Genomic DNA, 25,905 nt, shown 5'->3' on the forward strand with positions numbered 1-25,905 from the left:
ACTGTTTTCTTCTGTTATTCTCATTTTCAAGAACTTGATTATTACTATACTTACTTCATAATCCTTTGTCAAATCTTTTTTGAACTTTTATTTTTTTCCTTGAGTCAGCAGTTTCGGAGCCGTTGCATAAATCGCCGCTGCTCCAAGTGGCGCTGTGACGATGATAGAAAGGACAGCCAAAGCAAGGATCGTTGCACCCTGGCTTGCACCCATAGCCAATGGAATACCACCCATAGCAGCCTGAACAGTAGCTTTAGGTGTATAGGCGATCATGCAGAATAGTCTTTCTTTGTTGTTCAGTTCTGTATTCATTGTGGCAATCCAGACGCCGATACTCCGTCCAATTAGTCCCAACGCAATGATCATCAGCCCTATTATCCCCGCTTCCAGCGCTACCTCGATATTCACTTCTGCTCCGACTAGTGCAAACAGTAGGATCTGAAGGAATATCCATAAGCCAGCCAGAGACTGAGTAAAGTGAGCCGTGTGCTCTGGAATACGTTCCAGCAGGATAAAGCCAAGTGTCATGACTCCCAGCAGACTAGCAATGCCGACATACTCGCCCAATTCAACAAACAAGATAGCTGCAGCCAAGAGCAGCAGCAACTTTTCAACGTATTTCTTATCGAACTGTTTGAACAGGAAAGTAGCTAGAAAGGCGATTACTACCCCACCCAGTACACCAGCAATAATACTGAACGGAATGGAGGCCAGTTCAAAAGCAATTGAGGTACCCTGGCTGCTTGTGCCTAACCCCAGAAAAAAAGTGAACAGAGTAATCGCAAATACATCATCAATTGATGTCCCGGCAAGAAGCAGGGTCGGGACCTGTTTGTCTTCCCCGTATTCTTTTTCCTTCAGATCCAGCATGCTCGGGACAACCACTGCCGGTGAAACAGCAGCAATAATAAACCCCAGCATGCCTGCTTCAGCAAATGAGAAGTTGAGCAGATAATAGGCAAGGGCAGTAATCGTGATTCCTTCGAGAATACAGGGAATACTGCCGATCTTCAAGGCGATCATGCCGACTTGTCTGATCTGGTTTTTCTTGATCCCCAGTCCCGCTCTGAGCAGGATAATGATCAGAGCAAAGGTTCTTATATCTTGAGAAACGGTCAGCAGATCACCGTCCAGCCAGTTCAGGACATATGGCCCAAGTGCCACTCCAACGAGGAGCATCCCAATTAATGGCGGAAGTTTAGCCTTAGAAACCAACTTCCCTCCGATGTATCCAAATAACAGCAGTAGTCCAATTCCAGTCAGCATGTTTTGTTACTCCTTCTTATGTACGAGAAGAGAGTGATCTCTTCCCTTTCTTCGCTTCAGTGGATCGTTCCACCAATTTCTTTAATATCTTCTTTACCTTGATACATGACGATCGCTTCGATCCCCGCCGTCAGTGCCCGGATAATATCTTCCAGATGCATAGAGGGCAGATTTGGCTTGTCTACGACCTGCTCCGGTATAAACGGCACATGAACAAACCCACCCGTTTTATCAGGAAAGTACCGATCTAGAGTGAAGAGCACCTGATACATGATGTGATTGCATACAAATGTTCCAGCGCTATTTGATACACTCGCCGGGACACCGGCCTGCCTCATTTTCTCCACCATGGCTTTGACAGGAAGCGTGCTGAAATACGCTGCCGGTCCATCTGACTGAATCGGTTCGTCGATCGGCTGATTGCTCTTATTATCTGGAATTCGGGCGTCGTCTATATTGATTGCTACACGTTCGGGTGTGACACTGGAACGTCCTCCAGCCTGTCCGACACAGAGTATCACATCCGGATCAGCTTCTTTAATTTTCTCTTTCAATGCTTCTGCAGAGTTGTGAAACACCGTCGGCAGTTCCATTGTGATGATTTCAGCTCCAGCAATTTCGGAACTCAATCGCCAGACTGCTTCGTATGCCGGATTTATATTCTCTCCTCCAAAAGGGTCAAAACCCGTCACTAAAATTTTCATATCATCATTCCTCTCAAATCTGACTATTCTGATACCTATTTTTAATATTTTAAAAGCCGGTAATGCCATTTATCTGGACTATAACCTTTTATCTCTTATTGATATGCTGAAGTGATAGTCGTCTACCGATATTTTACCATGCCTAAGTTGGCTCCGATAGGCATATTGCCCAGGCTTTCCTGCTCTAGTTAACCCAAGGGAATTAATAATACCAGTAGTACTATATGGTCTTTTTAGTTTATATAAGATGAAAAGCCAATTCTTCGGCATTTTTTGTCTTAGTGTGTCTATACTGTTCAAACTCGCCGACCGGCACAATTGTTCCTACTTAAAACTTTAGAAATATCAAAAAAGACAGCCGGCAATCGTGTCGGCTGTCTCCGCTTTTTATCTAATTAATAGCGCGTGCGTCTATCCGGATCGATACGTTTCCATTGAACCGTTGTATCCATATTTTCCAATTTGACTACTTGTGTACACTGATACGTGCGGTACCATGACTTGATGTTAGGGGTCATGCTGTTGATGACTCGCTCAATGTTTGCCCCTTTAGGTGTATTCCAGTTTTCCGGAAAAGATAAGTTGATAACTGCTTTACCCTGCTGATGGACTACATTGTACTTCCCTTTCAAGGACCCGGCTTCTCCTGAAGGAACGATCTCGAACTCACCATAAATCGGTCGGCCTTCTTTGACTTCCTGATGATTAGGGAATGCCGGCTCGAAGGTTACTTCTACAGGATTCGTTTCATGTTCAACTGTAATGCGTTTAAGTTTATACAAATCATTTTTCGTTGTTTCATAAAGATAGGTGTTATGCTCACCTCTAGCGATGCCATCCTCATCGATTTCTACCTGCTCCAAAGTATAACTTCCAGCTTCATTAAAGTTCGTCACGACCGAATCAGTCGAGAATTCGACATAATAACGCGCCTGAAAGTCTTTTGGAAAGGCAAACGGATCAATTTCAACTACCTGCCCATCGATCGACAGGAATATTTCAGTGTCTCTCTTTCGGGCGAAATCAAAATTATACAGGAAAAAGAGCGGCATGGAATGAGGCTCCTGGATGTGATTCCCTACAGACGGCAGCCAGGTCAATGGTTTAGTTTCCTTGTCAACTCTTTCATCGACATAGAGTACGATGCGGCGGCCCAGCTTGTCATTGAATACAAAGCCGGCATCCAGCTGACCGTTGGCATGTTCAAAATAGCCTTCATCAAACTCCACTGTGTACCGTTCCTTCAGACCCTTTCCACCGATAGACAAAATCTCTTCTTCCTCTGAGATAGTCAACGTGTCCTGTACATAAGAATCTCTGTAGCCATCTGTACGCCAGGCAAGGACTCGGAAACCTTCCCCGTATGGTTCTCCGTTAATATAATGCAGTTCAAACGCCTCATATTCACTATCCGGATTTTTATGAAAATGAATCATAGCCATTTTTTTAATGGGTGATAATCTGAATCTAAATGGTACATATGCTTTGCCTTTTTTCATTCTTTCACCTTCTTTAAAATTTTCTAGTTTCAGTTCAGCTTATAGTTTTCCACTTATCAATCTATAGAGATAATTCAATGATACACTATTTTTTCATATCTGTAAGCAATTTTGACTGAAAGAACAACATTTTTGAAAGTGTTCTCATATTATATAAAGAAACAGGCTGCCCACATTGAAGCTTTATGGACAGCCTTCAGACTAAATTTTATTAAGAGGTAACAGAAACTACCGTGTATGTGGTATCAGCTAAAGCTTCTTTGAGCTTCTCTTCAGATACTTCTGTGTGGGAAACGATTTCTGCTTCTTTGGCATCCAGATTTACTTGCACTTCCTGAACCCCTTCTACCTGTGTGAATGCAGCTTTTACTGAATTCGCACAGCCATTGCAGTTCATGCCTTCTACTATTGCTGTATATTTCATAAATAATCTCTCCTTCAAATTTATACGATTTACTGATTAATTAGCCTGTGTCGCCTGAGTCCAAGTTGGTGCAAACTTTTTAAGTCTCAAGGCGTTCAGCAGAACTGAAACAGAACTGAAACTCATAGCAGCTGCCGCAAATACCGGATTGAGAAGTGGACCACCCAGCAGGAACAACAGACCCATAGCAATCGGAATACCAATTACGTTATAGGCGAAAGCCCAGAACAAGTTCTGCTTGATATTCTTCAATGTTTCCTTACTTAGTTCAATAGCCGTCAGCACTTCTTTTACATCGCTTCTCATCAGAACGACATCGGCAGACTCTACAGCAACATCCGTTCCAGAACCGATTGCAATACCGATATCGGCCTGAGCCAGCGCCGGTGCATCATTGATACCATCCCCGACCATGGCTACTTTCTTTCCTTCATCCTGAAGTTTTTTCACCTCATTGGCTTTGTCTTCCGGAAGCACATCACTCAGTACACGGTCGATACCGGCAAGTTGAGCCACTGCATTAGCGGTACGGGTATTGTCACCTGTGATCATCGCTACTTCGATTCCTTGCTTCTGAAGTAACTGGACTGTTTTAACACTATTTTCTTTTAGTGTATCTGCGACAGCGATAATCCCTGCAATCTTTCCGTTGACTGCCAGATACATCGGTGTTTTTCCTTCATCCGCAAAAGTATCTGCCTGTGCTTCAATCTGATTATACTCGAAAGACTGTTCCGTCATCAATTTTTTGTTCCCGAAATAAAGGCGTATACCGTCCACTTCAGCTGTCAGTCCCTGACCCGGAATGGCTTCAAAATCAGTCGCCTCCTGCAGCTTCAAGTTCTTTTCTTTTGCTTCCTTAACTATTGCTTCACCTAATGGATGCTCACTGCCTTTTTCTGCAGAAGCTGCCAAAGCTAACAGGTCTTCTTCTGACCAGTCAGTGCCTTCAGTAACGAAGACATCCGTCACAACAGGTTTCCCTTCAGTTAGTGTCCCCGTCTTGTCGAAGACGATGGTCTGGACATTATGAATCGTTTCCAGTGCATCCCCGCTTTTGATCAGTACCCCGTGTTCTGCTCCTTTACCTGTACCGACCATGATGGCAGTCGGTGTCGCCAGACCCAAAGCACATGGACAGGCAATAACCAGAACGGAAATCAGAATAGTCAGAGCAAAAATGAAGCTCTGGCCAGCTACAAGCCATACCAACCCGGAAATGAGAGCCAGGACCATAACGATCGGTACAAAATAGCCCGTAATAACGTCAGCAAGTTTGGCAATAGGCGCTTTTGACCCTTGAGCTTCTTCGACCAGCTGTATGATCTGGGACAAGGTGGTATCTTTTCCGACTTTAGTTGCACGGTAATCAATCGATCCGTTCTTATTCATGCTGGCACCGATGATGTCGTCCCCTTCACTCTTTTCAACTGGCATGCTCTCCCCTGTCAGCATGGATTCATCTACGGCTGTCCGCCCTTTTATGATCACACCATCTACAGGCATTTTCTCTCCCGGACGAACGCGGACAATATCTCCTGGAGAGACGCTTTCGACCGCCACTTCCTCTTCTTCGCCATTATGAACGATGCGGGCTGTCTTCGGTGCCAGATCCATCAGCTTCTGGATTGCCTCAGACATTCTCCCTTTGGAACGCTCTTCCAGATACTTGCCTAGTGTATGAAAAGCCAGAATCACAGCGGCTGTTTCATAGTACAGCATCATCGCCAGATCTGCTCCATCCACTATGATTGCATAAGTGGCAGCTACACTATATACGAAGGCAGCTACCGTCCCAAGCGAGATCAGGGAGTTCATGTTAGGGTGTCCTTTAGATAAGGTTTTGAACCCTTGCTCAAAATACGAACGACCCAGCCACATCACAGGAATCGTCAAGATCAGTTGAAGCAGAGCGTAAGGAATCGGATTAGCCATGTGATCGATCGGTCCTGGAAGCATGATGCCGATCATCGGAGCCATTGATACGTAAAAAAGTGGCACGGTAAAAATAGCAGTCCAGATGACTCGACGCTTGAGCACCTCTTCTTTCGACTCGCTCGCTTCTTCTGTAGGTCCGTCTACCTCTACTTCATCCTCTTCTTTCGGGATAGCTTTGTATCCCGTCTGATTGATCGCATCTGCTATGTCTCTCACAGAAAGTCTAAGTGGATTGTATGTGACATTCAATTTTTCTGAGGCAAGATTGACTGATGCTGAAGCCATCCCTTCAAGTTTTGATGCCGTTTTTTCTACGGTCGCAGAACATGAGGCACAGGTCATCCCTTCGATATTAAAGGTTGCGTTGACAGCCTGAGGCATGACTACAGTATAACCCGATGCATCAATCTCCCGCTCCAGTTCTTTCGGATCAAAGCTTGTTTCATCTACTTTAACAGTCAGTTTTTCGGAAGCCAGATTGACTGATGCTTCGACGACGCCTGAGACCTTTCCAGCCGTCTTCTCTACAGTCGAGGCACATGATGCACAAGTCATGCCTTCGACCGGATATGATTTTGAATCCATTATTTTCTCCTCCTGATTCGGTTGTGTGCTTAATGAAACGAGTGCAACTATCCAGTTGACTGATTTCTCGCTCACTCTTTTAACTGCATGTACACTGGCCGGGAATGCATCCACAGGCTACCACTTCAGGAGCATTCTCTTTTTTCATTTGAATAATATTTTCCAGCGATTCCAGGTCCCCAATGCTAAGTGTACTGCTCTCAATCATCATTTCGATAAGTTCGCCTACTTTTCTAGTACAGACCTGATTCAATAGATGCCCTGATGCTTCCTTCAGACTTTCATCTTCTGTAACAGCTGGCGAGTAGTCGTATTGACGACCGTTCTGCGCCGTTGTCAGCATCCCTTTTTTCACCAGACGTCCAATAAGAGTCTTTGTAGTGGCCAGTTTCCAGTCTTTCTTTTCATTGAGGATACGGCTGATTTCCTTGCTTGTAATGGGATGCGTCGTCCAGACGACTCTCATTACTTCCCATTCTGACGGGGAAATTTGTGTGTCCTTCATCTTATCCCTCCTATGATTACAATTGTAAACGTCGGTTTATATAAATAGTTTACATCTGTAATCGGTAGATGTCAAGATATATTTTTCCTCTATTATTATCTCCAGCAGCTGATCTGTTTTCAGATATATAATGTCCAGAGATTAGTTACTTTTAGGATTACTCTGTTTCATTAATTAGCCCAGAAAAGCATAGAAAAAAAGTTTATCTTACCCTGGTCAACTGACCTATGAGGGAAAGATAAACTTTCTGTTTAAGATGAATAATAGTCTACAAAGTAGTCGATTGTCTCCTTATCTGAATGAGTGGTGAGGTTAAAGGTGTTTGTGTACTTTTCATGTCCTTTTCCTGTAAGAATAATAAGCGTCTTTTCTTCTGCTTCGTCAATCACTTGCTTGACGGCCATAGTCCGGTCCATTACTACATTCACCTTATTTTCAGGGTGCTTCAGTGCCAGCTTCATATAGCTGTTTTTCATGATCTCTTCCGGTTCTTCATTTAGATCATCCAGTGTCAGAAGAGTGCAGTCGCTTCCTGAAACAGATGCATCGAACATTTTTTCGCGTTTGGAATGATCACGACTGCCTCTGAATCCAAAAATATGGCATATTCTATGATCAGGATACAAGCTTCTGCATGTCGACAAGACTGCCTCCAGCGCTTCAGCAGTGTGCGCATAGTCAATGATCGCCTTCACGTCATCATTTATTTTATAGACTTCAAACCGTCCTGGAATAGGCTCTAGGTCTTTGATCATTTCCTGAAGGTTACTGATATCATGTCCTACATCTTTCACTACAGTTCCTGCCATGGCCAAATTGAGCAGATTATGCTTGCCTGGTAACGGCGCATCCACTTTAACTGTCTTCCCATCCATCAGGAGTTCGCTCTCTCCTTCATCACGGAATGTAAAATGAGTATTCTCCTCATCGGACTCTCCTACTGTCAGAACCTCTATGTCCTCTTCCAGAAGAAGGTCTTTCAGAGTTTTCCCCCATGTGTCCTCGATATTGATGACAGCTTTGCCTCCGGGTTTAAGCAGTGAAAACAGCTTCTTTTTTGCTGAAAAGTACTCTTCGATCGTTTTATGGTAGTCCAGATGGTCATGCTGGAGATTGGTGAACAGACCATAATCGAAGAGCATTCCTTCCATCCGGTGCTGCTGCAGACCTTGGGAAGACACCTCGATTACGACTGCTTCATCATCTGATTCAGCCAGAAATTTCTGAATTTCCGAAGCACTTGGAGTAGTTAATGAACTGTCCACCCGTCTGCCGTTCATTTCATTAAATACTGTTCCAAAGAAGGAGACCGTATACCCAGCTTTTCTCAACAGGTGAGTAGTGAAGAGACCCGTCGTAGTCTTCCCATTTGTTCCGGTCACTCCAATTACTAATTTACTTTTTGAAGGATAGCCATAATAACTTGCAGCCAGTGTTCCAAGCATTTTTCTGGAATCTTCCACCTGAACATACGGAACAGATAACCCCTTTATAGGTCTCTGTCCGATGATCATAGCTGCCCCATTATCAATAGCCTGGTCAATGAAATCATGCCCATCTTTCTTAAATCCTTTGATGGCGACAAAAATTTCTCCTTCATCTATTCTGTCTGCCCGTTCATTGATTCCTGCTATGTCAATAGTATTCAGATTATCATCTGTTTCGATACCATCAATCTGATGTATTATTTCTCTCCATTTCACTTTAAGATCTCCTTAATTTACCTATACTCTTACGCAGAGAGGTATTGCCTGTCCCCCGCATACTGCGTTTTATTCTTATCCTCCTGTCAGCATCCTCGCTGCTGCTCTCATCGGATCGATGAAAGGCACACTTAAATCATCTGATCCTAAGACCAATTCCACCTCAGTGCATCCCCCAATGATCAGCTCGCAGCCCTGCTCATCGATCAGCTGTTCCGCTGCTTCTTTAAGCAAATGCTTTGGATATTCTCCGCTGTTTCCTTGTTTGATTCCGTTCTCGCCGAAAATTGCCCGCATGACTTTCTCTTCCTGTACAGTCTGATCCGGGAACAGGACAGTTTTTCGTTTAATGTACGTTTGAAACAGATTCGTTTCTTTAGTTGCTGTTGTAGAAAGTACGCCTATTTTAGTAACAGATGCAAAGTTTTCCGCTAAATACTCATCTAATCCTTGAAGGACATGATAAAAGGGAATGGACACATGCTTCTGTATTTCTTCATGAAAGTAGTGCGCTGTAATGCAAGGCATAGCCAGTACAGTGGCCCCAGATTTTTCAAGATTCTGTGCCGTTTTTATCATTTCAGATAGAGGAGATTCTCCCCCGTACAGAATGGCTTTTGTTCGGTCAGGTATTTTCGGATTACTGTCAATAATCACACGATAATGATCCTGATCTTTAGTGACCTCGGTTTCTTCAATGATTTTTCTAAAGAAACTGGCTGTAGCAAGCGGGCCCATCCCTCCCAGCACACCGATTATATTTGCTTCCATATAATTAGTTTCACTCTTTTCATTAACTAGTATTTGGGAACTGACTTCAGGTTTTCATTTCACCTGTTTTTACTGGCCTTCTAAATTGTTTGTACTCAAAACCAGCAGTCTCAGTCGATATTTTCCTGCACATCCTGCCATTCAGGCTGACTATTGATTGTCCGACTGATGTCGAAGTCTCCTGTACTGGCATCCGGACCTAGTAGTTCAAGAATATCCAGGTCATTGAAATGCCACCATTCTGATGCAAGAGGAGTGAATCCTCCTCCAACCATATATTCCTGCAGCCTAACAGCATGCTCAGACGCATCAGGATGAATGTCCAGTTCACGCCATCCGTCCCGATCCATCGAGCTGATCGGTTCCTCAAAAATAGCTGAATCGACACTCAACTCGTGCATCGGGGTGTGCATCTCGTACTCAGTATAATCAGTCACTTCCATAAACAGGTAATCCCCAACTACACTTTCAACTACCTCATTTACCTGAGCCAGACTGATATCTACAGCTGCTCCCCGGTTATGATTGGAGATACCTGAATGAATGAACCAGCCGATACTCCAAGGTGCCTCTGTCACACCCTCTTCTACTTCTTCATTTTCTTCAATAAGTTCTACCAGAGATTCTCTGACCAGAACACTGTTTTCCTGCGAGCGAAATGACTCATAAAGGACGAGTGTTTCTCCATTCAGCATAGCAAGCTGCTGAGCCTGAAACAGTTTCTGCGCCGTACTGTATAAAATTGGAAATATAAATTCTTCTCTGTTCAGACGGTCGTTGAAGTCGATCATATTACTGATCGACTCTCCAGTGACATCCGGGATCTCAGTATAGGAAGACATGAATAGCGAGGAATAGCTGTTTGCATGATCATAAACAATCGAGGGAGCAATATCAGGCATATTGACAAATGCAGCCTGGTGTCGGATCCACCCTTCCTGATTCTCCGTTCTGATCATCCACCATTCTCCATACTCTGCTCTGATTTCAAAAGGTGTTCCCGGCAGCAGAACAGTCAGGACTTCTGACCCAGGATCCGGTGAACCATATAGATCTTCTTCAACGGATGTATATCCGGCTGCTCCAATCAGCGGCAGTTCAAACACATCATTATAGAATATAGGAAGTGAAGGGGGTGTGTCCACAGGATCTTCTACAACTTGTTCTCCCTGTCTTTCCTGTTCTTCCTCCTCAACATCGTTCGTACTAAGTGTTCTGCTTATCAGGAAAACTATTCCGGCTACTATCAGCAAGCTTAGAAGTGCGATAACAGTTTTCAATACGGTTTCTTTTCTGTTCAAATTCTAAACTCCTATTTCGCGTTTTTAGGCATCAGGTCCAGCTCGTCCTGACTATAGACATTGACTTTGGTCATCCCATCAGCAGTCTGACTGCAAAAAGCAGCAGCAGATGAAGGGGATAGAACCAGTAGAATCCCCATTTAGTAAAGGCATTACGCATGCCAGGTTTATTGTTGTACCACCAAAAAAAAGGAATGGTCAGCAGTACCCCGAACCGGTAGCTGGCATAGAGACCCATGTCCTGCAGTCCGGGTAGAATGTAAAAAACTAGTGCAACTAGCACAAAGATAACAACTTTCAGTTTAGGATACTCCCTGAAGAGACCAAAAACAATGATCCACAAAACCCCGATATAGTGCCAGTTGGCAGGCATCGAGAAAATAAAGACTATGCCCAGAAGAGTCATTCTCACTAATACATTCCAATCCTCTTTTGTTATCACGGCTAGAGCAATGACACCCAGCATGAGAGTCCAGATCACACTTGTAGCGCTGAACATTCCAAGTCCAAAGTACAAGTTATATGGCACATGAGAAACGATTGCAAAAATAAACAGCCTGAAAATGTATCTCTTTTTGTTTGATGTATAATGATGCCCCTCCGCTATTAAAAAACAGATCAAGGGTGCAGCCAGCCTTCCCGCTAGATGGGCAATCCAGCGTTCGGAGCTGCCGAATTCAGTGACAAGGCGAGAAAAATGGTCAACGAACATAGCGACTATTGCTATAATTTTTAATGTATTGGCATTAACCTCTATATTCTGAAGAGGCAGATAAATCGATTTTTCACTCATTTTAAACACTCCAGACCTGAAACTGTGCAATAATATAATAAATTTACAAAAATATACAACTAAAAACGTAATATAATTATAGTAGTATTATAAAACGATAGAAAGCGATATGTCCCAAAAAAAGTCAAACTGTAATCTGTTTGTCAATAAATTTTAAGTCTAGTCAGTTCACACAAGCTAGACGAAAAATCGCTTCTGAATAAATATCCATGGAAGTATAGAAGTCGTCCAGAGTAATATGCTCATTTTCCTGATGGGCCAGACTTTCCTGCCCCGGGAAATGAGCGCCGAAAGCAACCATGTTAGGCATCGCTCTTGCATAAGTCGCTCCTCCAGTTGTCATCGGTTCTGAATCATCACCTGTTTTGTCTTTATAAAGGTCGAGCAAGGTCTGAACCAGGTCACTTTCAACTGGGACATGGAGAGACGGCAAATAATCGAATTCCTTGTATTCCAGGCCGTATAATTCTACGGCTTCCTTCAACGCTGTTTCGATTCTCTGCTTATCGTGCGTGACGGGGATACGAATATCCAGCACCACTTCAGAATAATTATCATTGATTTCAAGCTTACCGACGTTGAGCGTGAGCTCGCCGGAGATATCATCTCTAACTTCTCCGAACAGAGTGAAGCCGTTTGTTTCCACTCCTATTTTTTCTCCGATGAATGAGACTGCCGGGTGAGGCTGGAAACCTACCAGTCCTTTTGCGAGAAGGGCGATCGCGTTTTTTCCATCCTGAGCCTGACTCGCGTGCACACTTTTCCCATGTACAATGATTCTATTATCTTCTACTGTGTAAGGCACATCCATCTGATCAAATACTCCAGAAAGCTGGTCGACTTGACCATCCGAATACTCAGCAGTATCCGGTACAACATTTGGTGATTCTCCGCAGTGGACCTCCATTTTTGCTGCACCGGGTCCAGTCAGAGTGACTTGAAGCAGCGCTTTTTCCGCATAAGTAAGAGGAAAGGTCCCGTCAGGCACAAATCCAAGGTCCGGCATCGTTTCATGCGCTTTGTACATTTTCATGCATCGCCACAAGGTTTCTTCATCCGTTCCGAAAATAAAGCGGACTTTTCTGCTGAAGGTCTCTTCAGCATCGATAAGAGCTTTCAGCCCATATAAAGCAGCAATCGTCGGACCTTTATCGTCCTGAGTTCCCCTGCCGTAGACCGCACCATCCCGCTCCGTTGCTGTAAACGGATCACTGTCCCATTTTTCTTTGTCTCCTTCAGGCACGACATCCAGATGGCAGAGAATACCTAACGTCTCTTCACCGTCTCCATAATCTGCATAGCCGTAGAAGCCCTCAGGATCATAGAAGGTATCCATCCCCAGCTTGTCACAAATGTTGAGCGTTTCTTTCAAAGCTGAGTCGATGCCTTTTCCAAAAGGAGGAAAAGATCGTTCATTCCCGTTGGATGTATTGACAGACGGAATATTTATGAGTTTTTTCAGTGCTCGCAGGCTATCTGCTTTTATCGATTTAGTTATTCGTTCATTCATTGACGGATCCCTCTTCTTCTATAATATACTTGCTTCTTGCAGTTCTTAAGTTAGTTGTGCTGCCACTTCTGTGATCCTATGTACCGTGACTGTATGGTCATACAGATATCATCAGCTTACTAATTATATGGTCAAAACGAGTATAGCAAAATCTTTCATACATTCATACCCAAGTTGCTTTATCCGCTTAACTTTAAAGGTCCGTACATATTTTAAATTATTTTGTCGCTTTCTATTGTAATTATATTTTTTACGGCTATAATTACTGGGTACTTAATTTAATTTATTGGAACCAATGACGCGTAAAAGTGACACTTTGTCATGCGCTGTTCATTTACAGCTAGGAGGATGACATGTGAAAAAAGACATGACCCAGGGAAATCCGGTGAAACTGATTATTGGATTTATGATCCCTTTATTAATTGGTAATTTATTTCAGCAGCTCTATAATATGGCGGATGCCTTCATCGTGAGTCAGACGATCGGAGTCACGGCATTTTCTGCCATTGGCTCAACTCTCAGTCTCCAGTTTCTGATACTTGGACTGGCCATCGGGATTACAGCCGGGCTGGCGGTGATCACCGCTCAACGTTTCGGTCGTAAAGATGAAAAAAGCCTGAGACAGAATCTGGCAACCAGCCTGATAATCAGTGTAACTATCGCTGTGGTACTGACTATACTGACGACGACTTTTACTGAAGAAATACTTACGATCATGCAGACGCCTGAAGAAACCTATGCGTATGCCTACGATTATCTGAATGTCCTGTTCAGAGGAATCGGTGCAGTGATCATGTTCAACTATCTGGCCAATCTTCTGCGTGCCATTGGTGACAGCCGAACACCGCTTTATTTTCTGATCATTACTTCTCTTCTGAACATCATTCTGGATTATACCTATATCCTGGTGTTCGATCTCGGTATCAGAGGGGCTGCTCTGGCGACGGTAACTGCTCAGATCACCTCAAGTGTGCTATGTCTGCTTTATATATGGAAGAAAGTGCCCATTCTCAGAATTCATAAGGAAGACTGGAAACTCAGTGCCGCCGAATTTAAAGAGCATCTGCGAATCGGTCTGCCTTACGGTTTTCAGTATTCGATTATCGCAATCGGTTCTGTGGCAATCACCATCACATTGAACCAGCTGGGAGCTACTGCAGTGGCTGCCTATACAGCTGCTCAGAAAATCGATGCTGTTGCTGTCCTTCCCCTGCAGTCTTTCGGGGTGACGATGTCCACCTATGCCGCTCAGAACTACGGTGCCAGAAAACTGAATCGTGTCTGGTACGGTGTCGATAAAGCTGTAAAAATGAGTGTCGTCTACAGTATCGTGATCGGTATTCTACTGATGCTATGGGGACGAAATCTGGCAACCTTGTTCGTCGGTGCTGATGCCCCTGCGGAAGTTTTACGCATGATTCAGTTCTATTTCCTGTCGAATTCTACATTGTATGCTGTCCTGTCTGTTCTCTTCGTATACAGACACACGCTTCAAGGGCTTGGAAACAGCCTGGCTCCTACTGTTGCCGGTATAGGTGAACTGCTGGCGCGTATAGGTGCCGCAGCCTTCCTGTCCATCCCGTTAGGTTTCATGGGTGCTGCCATTGCCAATCCGCTGGCCTGGTTTGCGGCCTTCGTTCCTCTGGTAATGGCATACCGCTCAACTAAACGAACCTTGTCCGGACGCATGGCCATCACTCTGGAAGAAGAAAACGACATGTCAGATCTGGAAACGACTTTCGCTTCCTCAAAATTAAAATAATACACCAGCAGGAATTAATCTCCAGTGTATAAAGCAAAACCGAAAGATCTTTTGTCCAATGTACAAAGATTCTTTCGGTTTTTTGTATGCTCCTGATGAAGGGATTCATTAACCCTCAATGCTTTACTATTTTCCTTCCTTATCAAGGAAGGATTCATCTATTCCAGCTACTCTTTGAGTCAAGGGCTTCAGCACCGATTCTTTATCGAGTTCCGGTCTCATTTCAACCAGCTGATGAAGAATATATTTGGCTCCAAAGTCCATTCCCTGTGCCCCGCCAAGAAGGATGACATCCCCTTTCTGTACTTGCTTCAGACTGGACTGGAGCGCATCCGGCATTTCCTTGTGCAGTTCGATTTCCACACCAACTTTGTCCATTTCTTCTTTAAAGGCTTCAAGCTCTTCAGGAAGTACATCATCTTTATCAATGACATGGGATTCGCTCAGAGATACAATAACTTTTTCAAGACCTAATTTAGGCGCCCACTTAGCTAACGCCTCAGCATTTTCACGGTTAGTTGTCACACCGCGGCTTCCTCTGATCGCATAAACAATGTGAAGTGTCTTGTAATCCATCTTGGTCAAAGTCTCAAGGGTAACATCGATGTTCCCTGCATTTGCAAAATGATCATCCACGATCTTAAAATCATTTTCATATATGAACTGGAATCGACGTTCAACACCTTTGAAATTGCTTATTCCGGACTGTATTGTCTCAATGTCCACGCCGCTGATCAGCCCGATAGTTACCGCCGCCATTGCATTATACACAGAGTGATAGCCTGCTACAGACAAGTCTATTCTGAAACTGGTCTGTTCAATCGTCCTGCCCGTGATCGTCTTGAACGGTTTTCTGACTTCTACTGTAAAGGAGCCTCGCCCGCTCGCAATATCCAGATCTGAGCAGTATAAATGCCCGGAATCATCTTTCAAGCCGTAAGTCACTACGTTGGCCTCTGTCTGACTGATTAAGGATGCCGAATAGTCATCATCAAGATTTAAAACAGCAAACTGACCTGCTCCGGCTTCTCTGATCAGACTTGCTTTGGCATTGTAATATTCCTCAAAAGACCCATGAAGATCAATATGCTCCCGACTGATATTGTTCAGAGCCACGATATCAAAATCCACATTCCCTACTCGACTTAGGTCCAGCGCCGAAGAAGATACTTCCATAGTGACATGAGAAATGTTTTCCTGTCTCATTTTTGCAAAATAGCCATGAAGATCCAGAGACTCAGGAGTCGTCAGCACACTCGGTACAACAGTTTTTCCGTACTTGACCATTACTGTCCCGATAAGCCCAGTATTCAGCTTGTTCTCTTCCAGAATAGCATTGGTCATGAACGAAGTAGAGGTTTTTCCATTCGTTGCGGTTATTCCGATCACTGTGAAATCTTTCGATGGGTGATCATAGTAACGGTCTCCTAGTGCAGCCAGAGCCTGACGGCTGCTTTCTACCTTATATTGAGGGACATTAAGATCAGGAATAAAACGCTCGACAACTAAAGCCGCAGCCCCCTGCTCCACAGCTTTTGCAGCATATTCATGTCCATCAGTCTGATACCCTCTGATGCAGACAAACAGTGTGCCGGACTCGACCTCTCCAGAGTGATAAGCTACTTTAGCAATCTCAACATCGTTTTGATTTTTAGAATCGATGAGTGTTATCGATTCAAGTAATTCTGATAAGCGCATGTATTGTTTCTCCTTTTTAATGAGCTGGTCCTTGACAGCTCATTCACTTTTCTTAAAACAGCTTCTTTTTCACCTTGCCGAAAAGAACACCTAGATAAGCGAAACCTGGTTTTGGATCTTTACGATCCCATATTGCTCCCACTCGTTTATCTGTGTACGTTTTAGCAATTTGACCGACTGACAGCTGCTTGGACGCCAGATATGCTCGTGTGGCATGTAAGTCTTCATACATGTAGTGGAAGCCGTATCCTGTCGTTTCCTCCAGAGTCTGCTCTCCTATCGGTTGTCCTGTCAGTTCTTTGTATGCCAGCAGCGGCATATTGAAGCCCAGTTCTGCAAGCATCTGATTGAAGTTCGTGGTCCGGGCATTGATTTCAATCAGGTAATATTCGCCTGTCTGCTCGTCTTTCTTGAACTCAATTTCCGCAAAGCCTTTATAGCCGATGCCTTCGAGGAACGGAATGCCTATTTCTGCCAGTTCCGGTACATGAGTCTGCTTGATGTAAACAGACGCACCGAAGTTGATCGGGTACTGCCTCTGCTTTTGGGCTGTCAGCCAGTGTGTCACTTTTGCATCCTGGTTCAGGTAAGCATCAAAGGTATACATATGATCGTCGAACCCCTGAATGAGCTGCTGGACAGCGACATCGATATTTTTTTCCTTCACTGCTTCCAGCTTTTCAAGAAGCTCTTCTCTATTATTGATTTTAAACAGCTTGCGTCTGAATGTAGAAACGAAGGTCGACGAATCGAACGGCTTGATGATGCACGGGTATCCCAGTTCGCTTTCGACTTTTTCAACGAGGTGTTCATCATCTGTGCTGAAGCTTTTCGGTACACGTACATTATGCTCAGCTGCCAGCAGGTACAGTTTATCCTTGTCGATGATATCGCTCCAGAAGCCCTGCTGGGTCTGGTTAAACAAGTAGTATTCTTTCAGTTCATCAAAATATTTATCGATCAGCAGAACAAACGGGTCAGCCGTGGGATACAAAACTGGCTTGTGTGTCTGCTTTTTAGCATATGCAATCAGAAAGTTCTTGAACTGTTCTGCCTCTTTTTCATGGTGAGGGGCAATCACTCGCTCAGATAAATACTTTGATTTAAATGCATAGGCGCCTTCTTCCTGATAGTGGACCCCGGTTACGTGAATCCCCTGCTGTCCGAGACATCTGATGATACTTAATCCGATATAATAATTACATCCTAAAACGACCGCTTTATGATCAGTCTTCATTCCTATTCACTCTTTTCATTAATGTCATGTCTTTTCAATTCTATTTTTAGTATGTGTGACTTGAAAGTCATTCTATTTCACTGTGTTATTCAGTTATCTTACCAGGCTATCGAGGCTTTTACCCAGCCTCATATACCAAAATTCATCAGTTCCTATTATATCATACTGAAAATCATTTAAAAAAGAGAGTGTTTTTCTAATTTACTCTGCTTTATTCCCATTTATTTATCCGAAGTCCACCTGGTTCTTTATTGAGTCGTCAATTTTTATACCTGACAGATTAATCGCAAGGCCTGTTCATAATTCGTCTATATTTGACCCAGATTCCCGAACCCTTTCGTGAAAGCGATGAAAACGCAGTCAACATAAGCTTTCACAGGTGTTCAACAAACTGTCACAACTATCTCGCCGAATCACTTGCTTATTTTTTATAAGTACTTATACTAGTCAAAAGACTCATCAATTGAAAACAGATGAAAACAAATTATATAAGCACTTTTAAATAAGTTCTGCCATTATACAGGAGGAATCATTATATGAACAAAGACATGACTAAAGGGAGCCCGCTGAAACTGATTTTACTTTTCACGCTTCCATTAATAATAGGAAATTTACTGCAGCAGCTGTATCAGATGGCGGACACGTACATCGTCAGCCAGACGATCGGTGTCAATGCCTTTGCGGCTGTCGGTTCAACCAACAGCATCAACATCCTGGTACTGGGACTGGCAATCGGGTTAACTTCCGGACTGGCCGTTCTGACTGCCCAGCGTTTTGGTAAAAAAGATGAACAAGCGATCAGAGAGAACCTTGCAGCCAGCGTGATCATCGCAGGTACGGTAAGTGTCCTGCTGACCATTCTGTCACTTGTTTTCCGACGCAATATTCTTGAATTCATGAATACACCACAGGAACTGTTCGGGTACGCTAATGATTATCTGACTATGATGTTCGCGGGACTAAGCGGAGTTGTTCTATTCAACCTGGTATCCAACCTGCTTAGAGCAATCGGAAATACAAAAGCGCCACTTGTCTTTCTAGCCATTTCATCAGTGCTGAATGTTATTTTAGACCTTGTTTTCATCCTGGTCTTCGATATGGGCGTCGCAGGTGCCGGACTGGCAACAGTTATTTCACAGTTCGTTTCAGGCGTGATCGGTCTCGTTTATATTCGAAAAAATGTACCTATGTTAAGAATTCATAAAGAAGACTGGACTGCCGGATTCAGACAGATCAAAGAACATGCTGCTATTGCCTTCCCGATGGGCTTCCAGACATCACTGATTGCCATCGGTATGATAGCTGTTACTATGACACTGAACACACTCGGGCCTGAAGCTGTTGCCGCTACAACTGCAGCTCAAAAAATCGATGCGCTGGCTACCAAGCCTCTTATGGCTGTCGGTGTCACAATGGCCACTTATACCGCACAGAACTATGGTGCCGGAAATCTGGACCGTGTATGGGAAGGCGTACAGAAAATAATGAAAGTGACACTAGGCTACAGTGTTGTAGTCGGTGCGCTGCTGGTCATTTTCGGACGACAGATCGCTATGCTGTTCGTCGGACCTGAGAATATTGAGATTTTGAACATGTCTCGCTTGTACTTCCTGACGAACTCTACTTTCTACGTTTTCCTGGCTATCCTGATCGTTCACCGTTATACGCTTCAAGGACTGGGTAAAAGCACTGCCCCTACCCTTGCCGGACTGTTCGAGCTATTTGCACGTGTCGGAGCTGCTCTAATTCTGTCACAGTCACTGGGCTTTGTCGGTGTTGGGCTGTCAAACCCTCTGGCATGGGTCGCAGCACTGTTCCCGCTACTGGGATCCTACTACGCATTCAAACGTCAGCTGACAGGTGCGTCAAAAAAACCGATTCTATCCGGAAAATTAGCACGGTCAAGTAAATAATACCTTCACCGGTCCCTGTTACTCCTTTGAGTGACGGGGACTTTTTTCTACATCAAAAGTGGGAGATGACGAACAAGATTAGGCATTGTAAATAAATGCAAAAAAAGAGTTGACACCTGAATTGTATTAAGCATATAATACACAATGAACAGTGAGCCAGAACTGACGGCTCCAATTTTTTTACACCTAGTGTATTACCTGCTTAGTACACATGGTCCACCACCCTCATGCCGTCTATTCCAGAACTACGGATCGATTCATGAATACCAGTCGAAAGGAGTCCTGAGTTTGAGTGTAACGTTTAATAAGCGTGATCCTATTTATCTTCAGGTCATGACCCATCTAAAGAAACAGATTGTCTCAGGTGAGCTGAAACCTGGGGTTGAGATGCCGTCTAGGCGCCAGCTGGCCAATCAGCTGAAAATCAATCCGAATACCGTTCAGCGGGCCTACAGCGAAATGGAGGAACAGAGATTGATCTTTACAGAACCGAATAAACCCAGCCGGATCAGTGAAGATCCGAATGTGCTGAATCAGTTGAAAAAAGAATGGCTGAATCAGGCGATCACTCGCTTTGTTTCCGCTATAGACCCTATCGACATGGATCTTGAAGATTTGATGCCCATGATCGAACAGGAACTTGCAAATAGAAAGAAGGCTCAAAAATGATCGAAGTTAAAGATATCCATAAACAGTTCGGACGGAAAAAAGTCCTGAACGGCGTGTCCTTTACGATCGAAAAAGGAGAAATCAGCTGTCTGGTCGGCGTGAACGGGGTCGGTAAAACGACGATCCTGAATGCCATCATGAACCTGACCCCTGTCAAGAAAGGGTCTGTGACCATCGATGGCGAAACCCTGGTACCAGCTCTGTATAACAAAATCGCGTTTATCCCTGACGCATCCATCTCCCTGCCTCACTTTACGATTCAGGAGAGCATGGATTTCATGAATGACTATTATGATACCTGGAATGCAAGACGGGCCAAGGACATTCTTAAGTTCTTCAGGCTGAATGCTTATGATAAGTTGCGTGATCTGTCGAAAGGTAACCAGGCCAAGGTCAATCTGCTTCTCGGTCTGGCTCTCGATGTCGAATATATTCTGATGGATGAACCGTTCTCCGGCATCGATATTTTTACCCGTGAACAGATCACCGAAGTATTCAGCAGCTATCTGGTGGAAGACAGAGGCGTGCTGATTACAACACACGAAATCAATGACATTGAACACCTTCTGGATAAAGTCATTCTGCTTGATGAAGGAAAAATTTATAAAGAATTCAATGCGGAACACATGCGCGAAACAGAAGGAAAATCTGTGATCGATGTCATGAGGGAGGTTTACACAGGATGAAACAATATATGAAATCATTACTTAACCTGACGGCGTTCGAGCTGGATCGTATCTCAAAGTTTCTCTATACTCTGCTGGGTGTGACCCTGCTGCTTAACCTGATCGGTTACATATACACACCTATGCGTTATGTCGGCCGGATGAATGAATACATGCAGACAGAATCAGTCACTGCCCAGCAGGCAATCGAGCGATTCGGCAGTTTCTCTTTTTACGACGTCACCAGTACACTGTGGCTCCTGGCACCCGCGACTCTTGGTATCAGCGGACTGCTTCTCTATTCCCTTTTTATCTGGTATAGAGAATGGATGGGCAAGAACACCTTTGCCTACCGTCTTTTGATGCTCCCAGTCCCTCGGATGCAGATTTTCTATTCGAAACTGTTCGTCATCTATATTGCCATTTTCAGCCTGATTGCTGTTCAGATCATTTCCTTGACTATCGGCTTTCAGATTGTTTCTGCCATCGTTCCTGACGACTGGCTGTCCGGCATGACTTTAGTCCAGGCTCTTAACATCCATCCATTGTTCACAGTGATCCTGCCGGTCTCTTCATTTTATTTCCTGTCAGCGAATGGAATCGGACTGACATTCATGCTTGTGCTTTTTACAGTGATTCTGCTGGAAAGAAGTTATTCGTTCAAAGGACTGGGATTAGGAATCGCCTACGGAGTCGTTACGGTTCTGATAGCGGCATTTCCAGTCTTCCTGCCTGATCTCGTGCAGAATTATTACTTTTTCTACGATTCCGAAATTATGGCACTCATTATTGTTCTGATGACAGTAATCGGGGTAACCTCCCTTCTCATCAGCCGTCATCTGCTAAATAAAAAAATTACGATTTAGAAAGGAGCAGACACATGACAAAATACTCTAAACTGATCAGCTTTGTGCTCCTCTGTGTTCTGACCCTGTCAGCTTTTGGGATCTACCAGACACAGGCGGGTACGCCCTTACCGGAAATTGAACTGGTCACTGAAGAAGGAAATGTTGATGAACTGGATGCTCTGTACTTTATAGGCAATATCTACAGCACTCAGTCCTCTGGAAGAAGCAGTACCTTCGAATTCAAGGATGGAGACTTCTCCTATCTTAATAACCGCTCCGTATTCAGACATCTGGATTTTGAATACAATCCCATCGCCAACAGATATGTCAGTGACTACCGGTCCTTCATGCGAGGAAAGGCGAGAAACACAAGCAACTTCACTGAAACAGACGATGAGATCATCTACACGGCTATGACCAGTGACGTCAACTGGCGTAGAATGTACGACGACAATATGCTCGATATCTCGCTGCTTGATAAAGAATCAGAAGACGAGCAGTCTTATGAAGTCAGACTGGAAGGCGCTTCTTATCACGGTGTCGTTGCCAGTTACTATCATGCACCTGAACTGACGATCGTAACTCAAGCTGCTGACGAACAGATGGAGAATAATTGGTACATCTACTCCTTTAATTTCGATGAGCCCGAAGACACATTGTCTCCCGAAGTGAATGTCGGTCAGGCTCTTGACTCAAGCAGCATTCAGATTTCTTTCTCTCCAACAGGAACCGAACGGTACATCCCCTTCAAATCCCTTCAGCCTGGCGAAGAAGACGAATATGGAGAAATCACTAATTACACGACAGACGCCTTTCATGTCTATGATACTCAGAACGGTGACTTTCAGGAGATTCCTTTATTCGAAGAGGGAGAGACCCTTGTTCTAAGTGAGGATGAACAAGTCGTCGTCGGCCAGGACCTTGGAGAAACGATTAACTGGCACGCCTGGAATGTGACTGACGAATCATTAAACGAACTTGGTTCAACAGACATGATCACGCCTTCTATCGGCAGACTGCCTGTGTATTACTACAATCATTCATTTAATCAAGGCATGCAGCTGGTCAATGGACACGTCTATGCTTATGAAGACCATTACTCAGAGGACGGATATGGTCGACCGATGTTCCAGATCATTGACCTTGACTCGGTCAGTACTGACTTTTCCGGCTACTTCGGACTTGAAGACCGGGAAAATGACCGGTCGACCGAAATGATGCTCTTCGACTTCACGATTAATCCTTTATAAGTATTCCCTATCTCTTAAAGATAAACCGGTGGCCCCCCTTCACCCGGTTTATCTTTTTTATATGGAAGCGAATTGCATTCGCGTCCTTCTGAAGCTTTTCGGTTTTCAGTTTTTCTTCTTTTCGGCTGGTTTCGGCTGGTTATTTCTCTGGGACAGGAGTATGTGATGCCGAGCTGCTGTCTAAATGGAGCTGGGACGGCTGTGCTATAGCTAAGCTGCAGCTAGACCTGCTTCTATTTCCAGTTTAGAATAGTTTGATCCTGGTAAAATAGAAGTAGACGCAATTTAATCGCATTTCAGCCTGCTTCATCTGAGTGATAATCAAGCTAGGAGGCGTCTACTTACATTTTGAGAACTTATTGCGACGCTAACTGCCGCTAAACCCGTCCTGATGACACTTTTGCCGGAAATATTTCGAGGAACTATAATTACAGCCCGTCTAGTTACACTTCCTTGAAGTAAATTGGATAAGACATCCAGTTAATCGTCTTGTAACGGTAGTTCTTCCATTATTAGATCTCTGAACTGTAGTAAAATCCGCAAATAAGGTAAAACAGCTTGCGCACAGTTGATCCAATTCCAGATTAATCCTAGTTCGGCCTTATAGTAAACGCATCCAAGTCTCAAACCATCTGGCATTTTCAAACATAACTTGTTATACTATTTTAAAGTTAGCAAATGACTTTTACTCTGTATCAGATTGGATGAAAAAAATAATTATGACAGAACATATACGTGAATCAATTAAACAAAGCAAGCGGATCGTGATCAAGGTAGGAACCAGTACCATCATGTACCCGAATGGCGCAATCAACCTTCAGCAGATGGAGAAACTGTCCTTTGTCCTGAGCGACTTGAAGAATCAGGGCAAGGAGATCATTCTTGTCTCGTCTGGAGCGATCGGTGTCGGCCTGGCGCGCATGAATCTGACTGAACGTCCGGTCACGATTCCCGAGCAGCAGGCCATTGCCTCGATTGGTCAGACGGAACTGATGAGTCTGTACAGTCAGTTCTTCTATAATTACGGCCACCAGGTCGGCCAGATTCTTCTGACAAAAGACGTGACCGACTTCCCGGTCAGCCGTCAGAACACGGTCAATACTTTCGAGCAGCTTCTTCTGAAACACGTGATTCCGATCGTCAATGAAAACGATACGGTTTCCGTTGAGGAACTGGATCACCTGACGCGCTTCGGGGACAACGACACCCTGTCTGCAATCGTTCTGGAACTGACCGATGCCGATCTGCTGGTCATGCTCTCAGATATCGACGGTTTCTACGACAAGAACCCGATGAAATACAAAGATGCCAGTCGATTCGATACAATCAGCGAAATAAACGATACCATTCTTTCACTGGCACAGGACTCTTCAACTAAGTTCGGGACTGGTGGAATGATCACCAAATTGAATGCAGCTCAAATCGTACTGGAAGCACAGAAGAATATGATTCTTGCTAACGGAGAAGATTTATCTATTCTGTTCCGCATCTTGTCAGGAGAGAAAATAGGGACCCTATTTTCTCCATTTAATTAAGAAAAAATTGCATCAGGAAGGATGACATGATTTGACCACCCTTATTGAACTGGGTCACCGAGCTAAGAAAGCCGAACGCCAGCTTGCCCAGGCTACAACGACAGAAAAAAATGAGGCCCTATCCCTTATGGCAGAGGCTTTACTCAACTCAACTGACTTTATAATAGAAGAAAATAAAAAAGACACCGATCGGGCTAGAGGTGCCGGCATCAGTGATTCGTTACTGGACCGTCTGACACTGACTGCTGACCGCATTGCCGCTATGGCTCAGGGACTGAAAGATATCGTGGCACTGCCAGACCCAGTAGGATTAGTGGACAGCATGTGGACCAACGATGCTGGTCTGAAGATCGGCAAGCAGTCGGTCCCGCTTGGCGTAATCGGGATTATTTACGAAGCCCGCCCCAACGTGACTTCGGACGCAGCCGGACTCTGCTTTAAATCGGGAAACGTTGTGATTCTTCGCGGAGGAAAAGAAGCATTTAACTCGAACAAAGCCATCGTGAAAAGTCTGCGTCAGGCACTGGACCAGAGCACACTTCCGACCGACTCGATTCAGCTTCTTGAAGACACATCTCGTGAAACGGCTAGAGAGATGATGCAGCTGAACCGCTACCTTGATGTTCTAATTCCACGTGGAGGAGCTAATCTGATTAAGGCAGTCGTCGAAAATGCCACTGTCCCAGTGATCGAGACTGGTACTGGAAACGTCCACGTCTACATCGATCAGACGGCTGCTCGTGATATGGCCAGAGACATTATCGTCAACGCTAAAACAGATCGTCCATCAGTATGTAATTCTGCAGAAACCCTGCTGATCCACAAAGATGTGGCAGAAGATTATCTTCCAGTCATTGAAGACGCCTTGGCTGAATGGAATGTTGAACTGCGAGCCGATGACCGGGCAGCCGCTATTTTAAGTGAGTCTGTTCCGGCTACTGAAGAAGACTGGGCAACGGAATTTCTGGATTATATCCTGGCTGTAAAAGTGGTCGACTCATTGGATGAAGCCATTACGCATATCAATCAGTACAGTACGGGGCACTCAGAAGCCATCGTGACGTCTGATTACTTTGCCGGCCAGCGCTTCCACCGTGAAGTTGATTCCGCAGCAGTCTATGTCAATGCATCGACTCGATTTACAGACGGATTCGAGTACGGTTTCGGTGCCGAGATCGGGATCAGCACTCAGAAACTGCATGCCCGCGGCCCAATGGGACTTCCCGAACTGACCTCTTCAAAATACATTATTTTTGGCGAAGGACAAATTAGATAAGTAGAAAAAGACAAGCGCAATCCCTGAATGGGGATTCTGCTTGTCTTTTTATG

21 protein-coding genes and 1 other annotated feature (1 of these 22 running past the window's edge) are annotated in these 25,905 nt (G+C 44.4%); of the genes, 8 read left to right on the top strand and 13 right to left on the bottom strand.

From position 1 onward, the window contains the following. Window positions 1–8: a binding site (T-box leader), on the bottom strand; it reaches 269 nt to the left of the window's first position. A gap of 79 nt (window positions 9–87) precedes the next feature. The 11 genes from BMX79_RS06890 to BMX79_RS06940 form a co-directional block, all read right to left on the bottom strand. Continuing rightward, window positions 88–1,266, bottom strand: coding sequence for a cation:proton antiporter (locus tag BMX79_RS06890; RefSeq protein WP_091480698.1), 1,179 nt, complete (start codon window positions 1,264–1,266; stop codon window positions 88–90). A 56-nt stretch (window positions 1,267–1,322) separates the two neighbouring features. After that, on the bottom strand, window positions 1,323–1,970 hold the full coding sequence (gene pcp / locus BMX79_RS06895; protein WP_091480911.1) for a pyroglutamyl-peptidase I: 648 nt from the start codon (window positions 1,968–1,970) through the stop codon (window positions 1,323–1,325). A gap of 395 nt (window positions 1,971–2,365) precedes the next feature. Next, window positions 2,366–3,469: a hypothetical protein gene (locus BMX79_RS06900; protein ID WP_091480701.1), complete on the bottom strand. Its 1,104-nt coding sequence runs from the start codon at window positions 3,467–3,469 to the stop codon at window positions 2,366–2,368. Window positions 3,470–3,680: 211 nt separating this feature from the next. Beyond that, complete coding sequence (locus tag BMX79_RS06905) at window positions 3,681–3,893, bottom strand: heavy-metal-associated domain-containing protein (protein ID WP_091480704.1); 213 nt, start codon at window positions 3,891–3,893, stop codon at window positions 3,681–3,683. A 36-nt stretch (window positions 3,894–3,929) separates the two neighbouring features. Beyond that, the gene (locus BMX79_RS06910; RefSeq protein WP_091480707.1) at window positions 3,930–6,416 is read right to left on the bottom strand and encodes a heavy metal translocating P-type ATPase; all 2,487 of its coding nucleotides are present in this window, start codon (window positions 6,414–6,416) and stop codon (window positions 3,930–3,932) included. A 79-nt stretch (window positions 6,417–6,495) separates the two neighbouring features. Next, window positions 6,496–6,921 (bottom strand): CopY/TcrY family copper transport repressor, encoded by a 426-nt coding sequence (locus BMX79_RS06915; RefSeq protein WP_091480710.1) that lies wholly within the window; start codon window positions 6,919–6,921, stop codon window positions 6,496–6,498. 251 nt (window positions 6,922–7,172) lie between these two features. Further along, window positions 7,173–8,624: a UDP-N-acetylmuramoyl-L-alanyl-D-glutamate--2,6-diaminopimelate ligase gene (locus tag BMX79_RS06920; RefSeq protein WP_091480712.1), complete on the bottom strand. Its 1,452-nt coding sequence runs from the start codon at window positions 8,622–8,624 to the stop codon at window positions 7,173–7,175. A 75-nt stretch (window positions 8,625–8,699) separates the two neighbouring features. Beyond that, on the bottom strand, window positions 8,700–9,395 hold the full coding sequence (cuyB, locus tag BMX79_RS06925; protein WP_091480715.1) for a cysteate racemase: 696 nt from the start codon (window positions 9,393–9,395) through the stop codon (window positions 8,700–8,702). Between the two features lie 110 nt (window positions 9,396–9,505). Further along, a complete protein-coding gene (locus BMX79_RS06930; RefSeq protein WP_091480717.1) occupies window positions 9,506–10,696 on the bottom strand; it encodes an SH3 domain-containing protein in 1,191 nt (396 codons plus the stop codon). Between the two features lie 70 nt (window positions 10,697–10,766). Next, the gene (locus tag BMX79_RS06935) at window positions 10,767–11,489 is read right to left on the bottom strand and encodes a TraX family protein (RefSeq protein ID WP_091480720.1); all 723 of its coding nucleotides are present in this window, start codon (window positions 11,487–11,489) and stop codon (window positions 10,767–10,769) included. 163 nt (window positions 11,490–11,652) lie between these two features. Further along, window positions 11,653–12,999 carry a Sapep family Mn(2+)-dependent dipeptidase gene (locus BMX79_RS06940; RefSeq protein WP_091480723.1) on the bottom strand — a complete coding sequence of 449 codons (1,347 nt, stop codon included), beginning with the start codon at window positions 12,997–12,999 and terminating at the stop codon, window positions 11,653–11,655. Between the two features lie 355 nt (window positions 13,000–13,354). On the opposite strand from BMX79_RS06940, the gene BMX79_RS06945 reads away from it, so the two are divergent. Beyond that, entirely contained in the window at window positions 13,355–14,761 is a 1,407-nt protein-coding gene (locus tag BMX79_RS06945) for an MATE family efflux transporter (RefSeq protein ID WP_246117665.1), read from the top strand. 126 nt (window positions 14,762–14,887) lie between these two features. Here BMX79_RS06945 and BMX79_RS06950 read toward each other — a convergent pair whose 3' ends face one another. Next, the gene (locus BMX79_RS06950) at window positions 14,888–16,459 is read right to left on the bottom strand and encodes a Mur ligase family protein (RefSeq protein ID WP_091480726.1); all 1,572 of its coding nucleotides are present in this window, start codon (window positions 16,457–16,459) and stop codon (window positions 14,888–14,890) included. Window positions 16,460–16,511: 52 nt separating this feature from the next. Beyond that, entirely contained in the window at window positions 16,512–17,696 is a 1,185-nt protein-coding gene (locus BMX79_RS06955) for a carboxylate--amine ligase (protein ID WP_091480729.1), read from the bottom strand. A gap of 536 nt (window positions 17,697–18,232) precedes the next feature. Here BMX79_RS06955 and BMX79_RS06960 point away from each other — a divergent pair. The 7 genes from BMX79_RS06960 (at window position 18,233) to BMX79_RS06990 (ending at window position 25,852) form a co-directional block, all read left to right on the top strand. After that, window positions 18,233–19,609: an MATE family efflux transporter gene (locus BMX79_RS06960; RefSeq protein WP_091480731.1), complete on the top strand. Its 1,377-nt coding sequence runs from the start codon at window positions 18,233–18,235 to the stop codon at window positions 19,607–19,609. 288 nt (window positions 19,610–19,897) lie between these two features. Next, complete coding sequence (locus BMX79_RS06965) at window positions 19,898–20,278, top strand: GntR family transcriptional regulator (protein WP_091267504.1); 381 nt, start codon at window positions 19,898–19,900, stop codon at window positions 20,276–20,278. After that, window positions 20,275–20,964, top strand: a complete 690-nt coding sequence (locus BMX79_RS06970) for an ATP-binding cassette domain-containing protein (protein ID WP_091480734.1) — start codon at window positions 20,275–20,277, stop codon at window positions 20,962–20,964. Before BMX79_RS06965 ends, BMX79_RS06970 begins: the two co-directional genes overlap by 4 nt. Next, a complete protein-coding gene (locus tag BMX79_RS06975; protein WP_091480736.1) occupies window positions 20,961–21,809 on the top strand; it encodes a hypothetical protein in 849 nt (282 codons plus the stop codon). The genes BMX79_RS06970 and BMX79_RS06975 overlap by 4 nt, the downstream gene beginning before the upstream one ends. Before the next feature lie 14 nt (window positions 21,810–21,823). Next, window positions 21,824–23,041, top strand: coding sequence for a hypothetical protein (locus tag BMX79_RS06980; protein ID WP_091480738.1), 1,218 nt, complete (start codon window positions 21,824–21,826; stop codon window positions 23,039–23,041). A 719-nt stretch (window positions 23,042–23,760) separates the two neighbouring features. After that, window positions 23,761–24,576: a glutamate 5-kinase gene (proB, locus tag BMX79_RS06985; RefSeq protein ID WP_091480740.1), complete on the top strand. Its 816-nt coding sequence runs from the start codon at window positions 23,761–23,763 to the stop codon at window positions 24,574–24,576. 31 nt (window positions 24,577–24,607) lie between these two features. Then, window positions 24,608–25,852, top strand: a complete 1,245-nt coding sequence (locus BMX79_RS06990) for a glutamate-5-semialdehyde dehydrogenase (RefSeq protein ID WP_091480743.1) — start codon at window positions 24,608–24,610, stop codon at window positions 25,850–25,852. Window positions 25,853–25,905 lie beyond the last annotated feature (53 nt).

Source organism: Alkalibacterium pelagium (assembly GCF_900109325.1).
Lineage (GTDB): Bacteria > Bacillota > Bacilli > Lactobacillales > Carnobacteriaceae_A > Alkalibacterium > Alkalibacterium pelagium.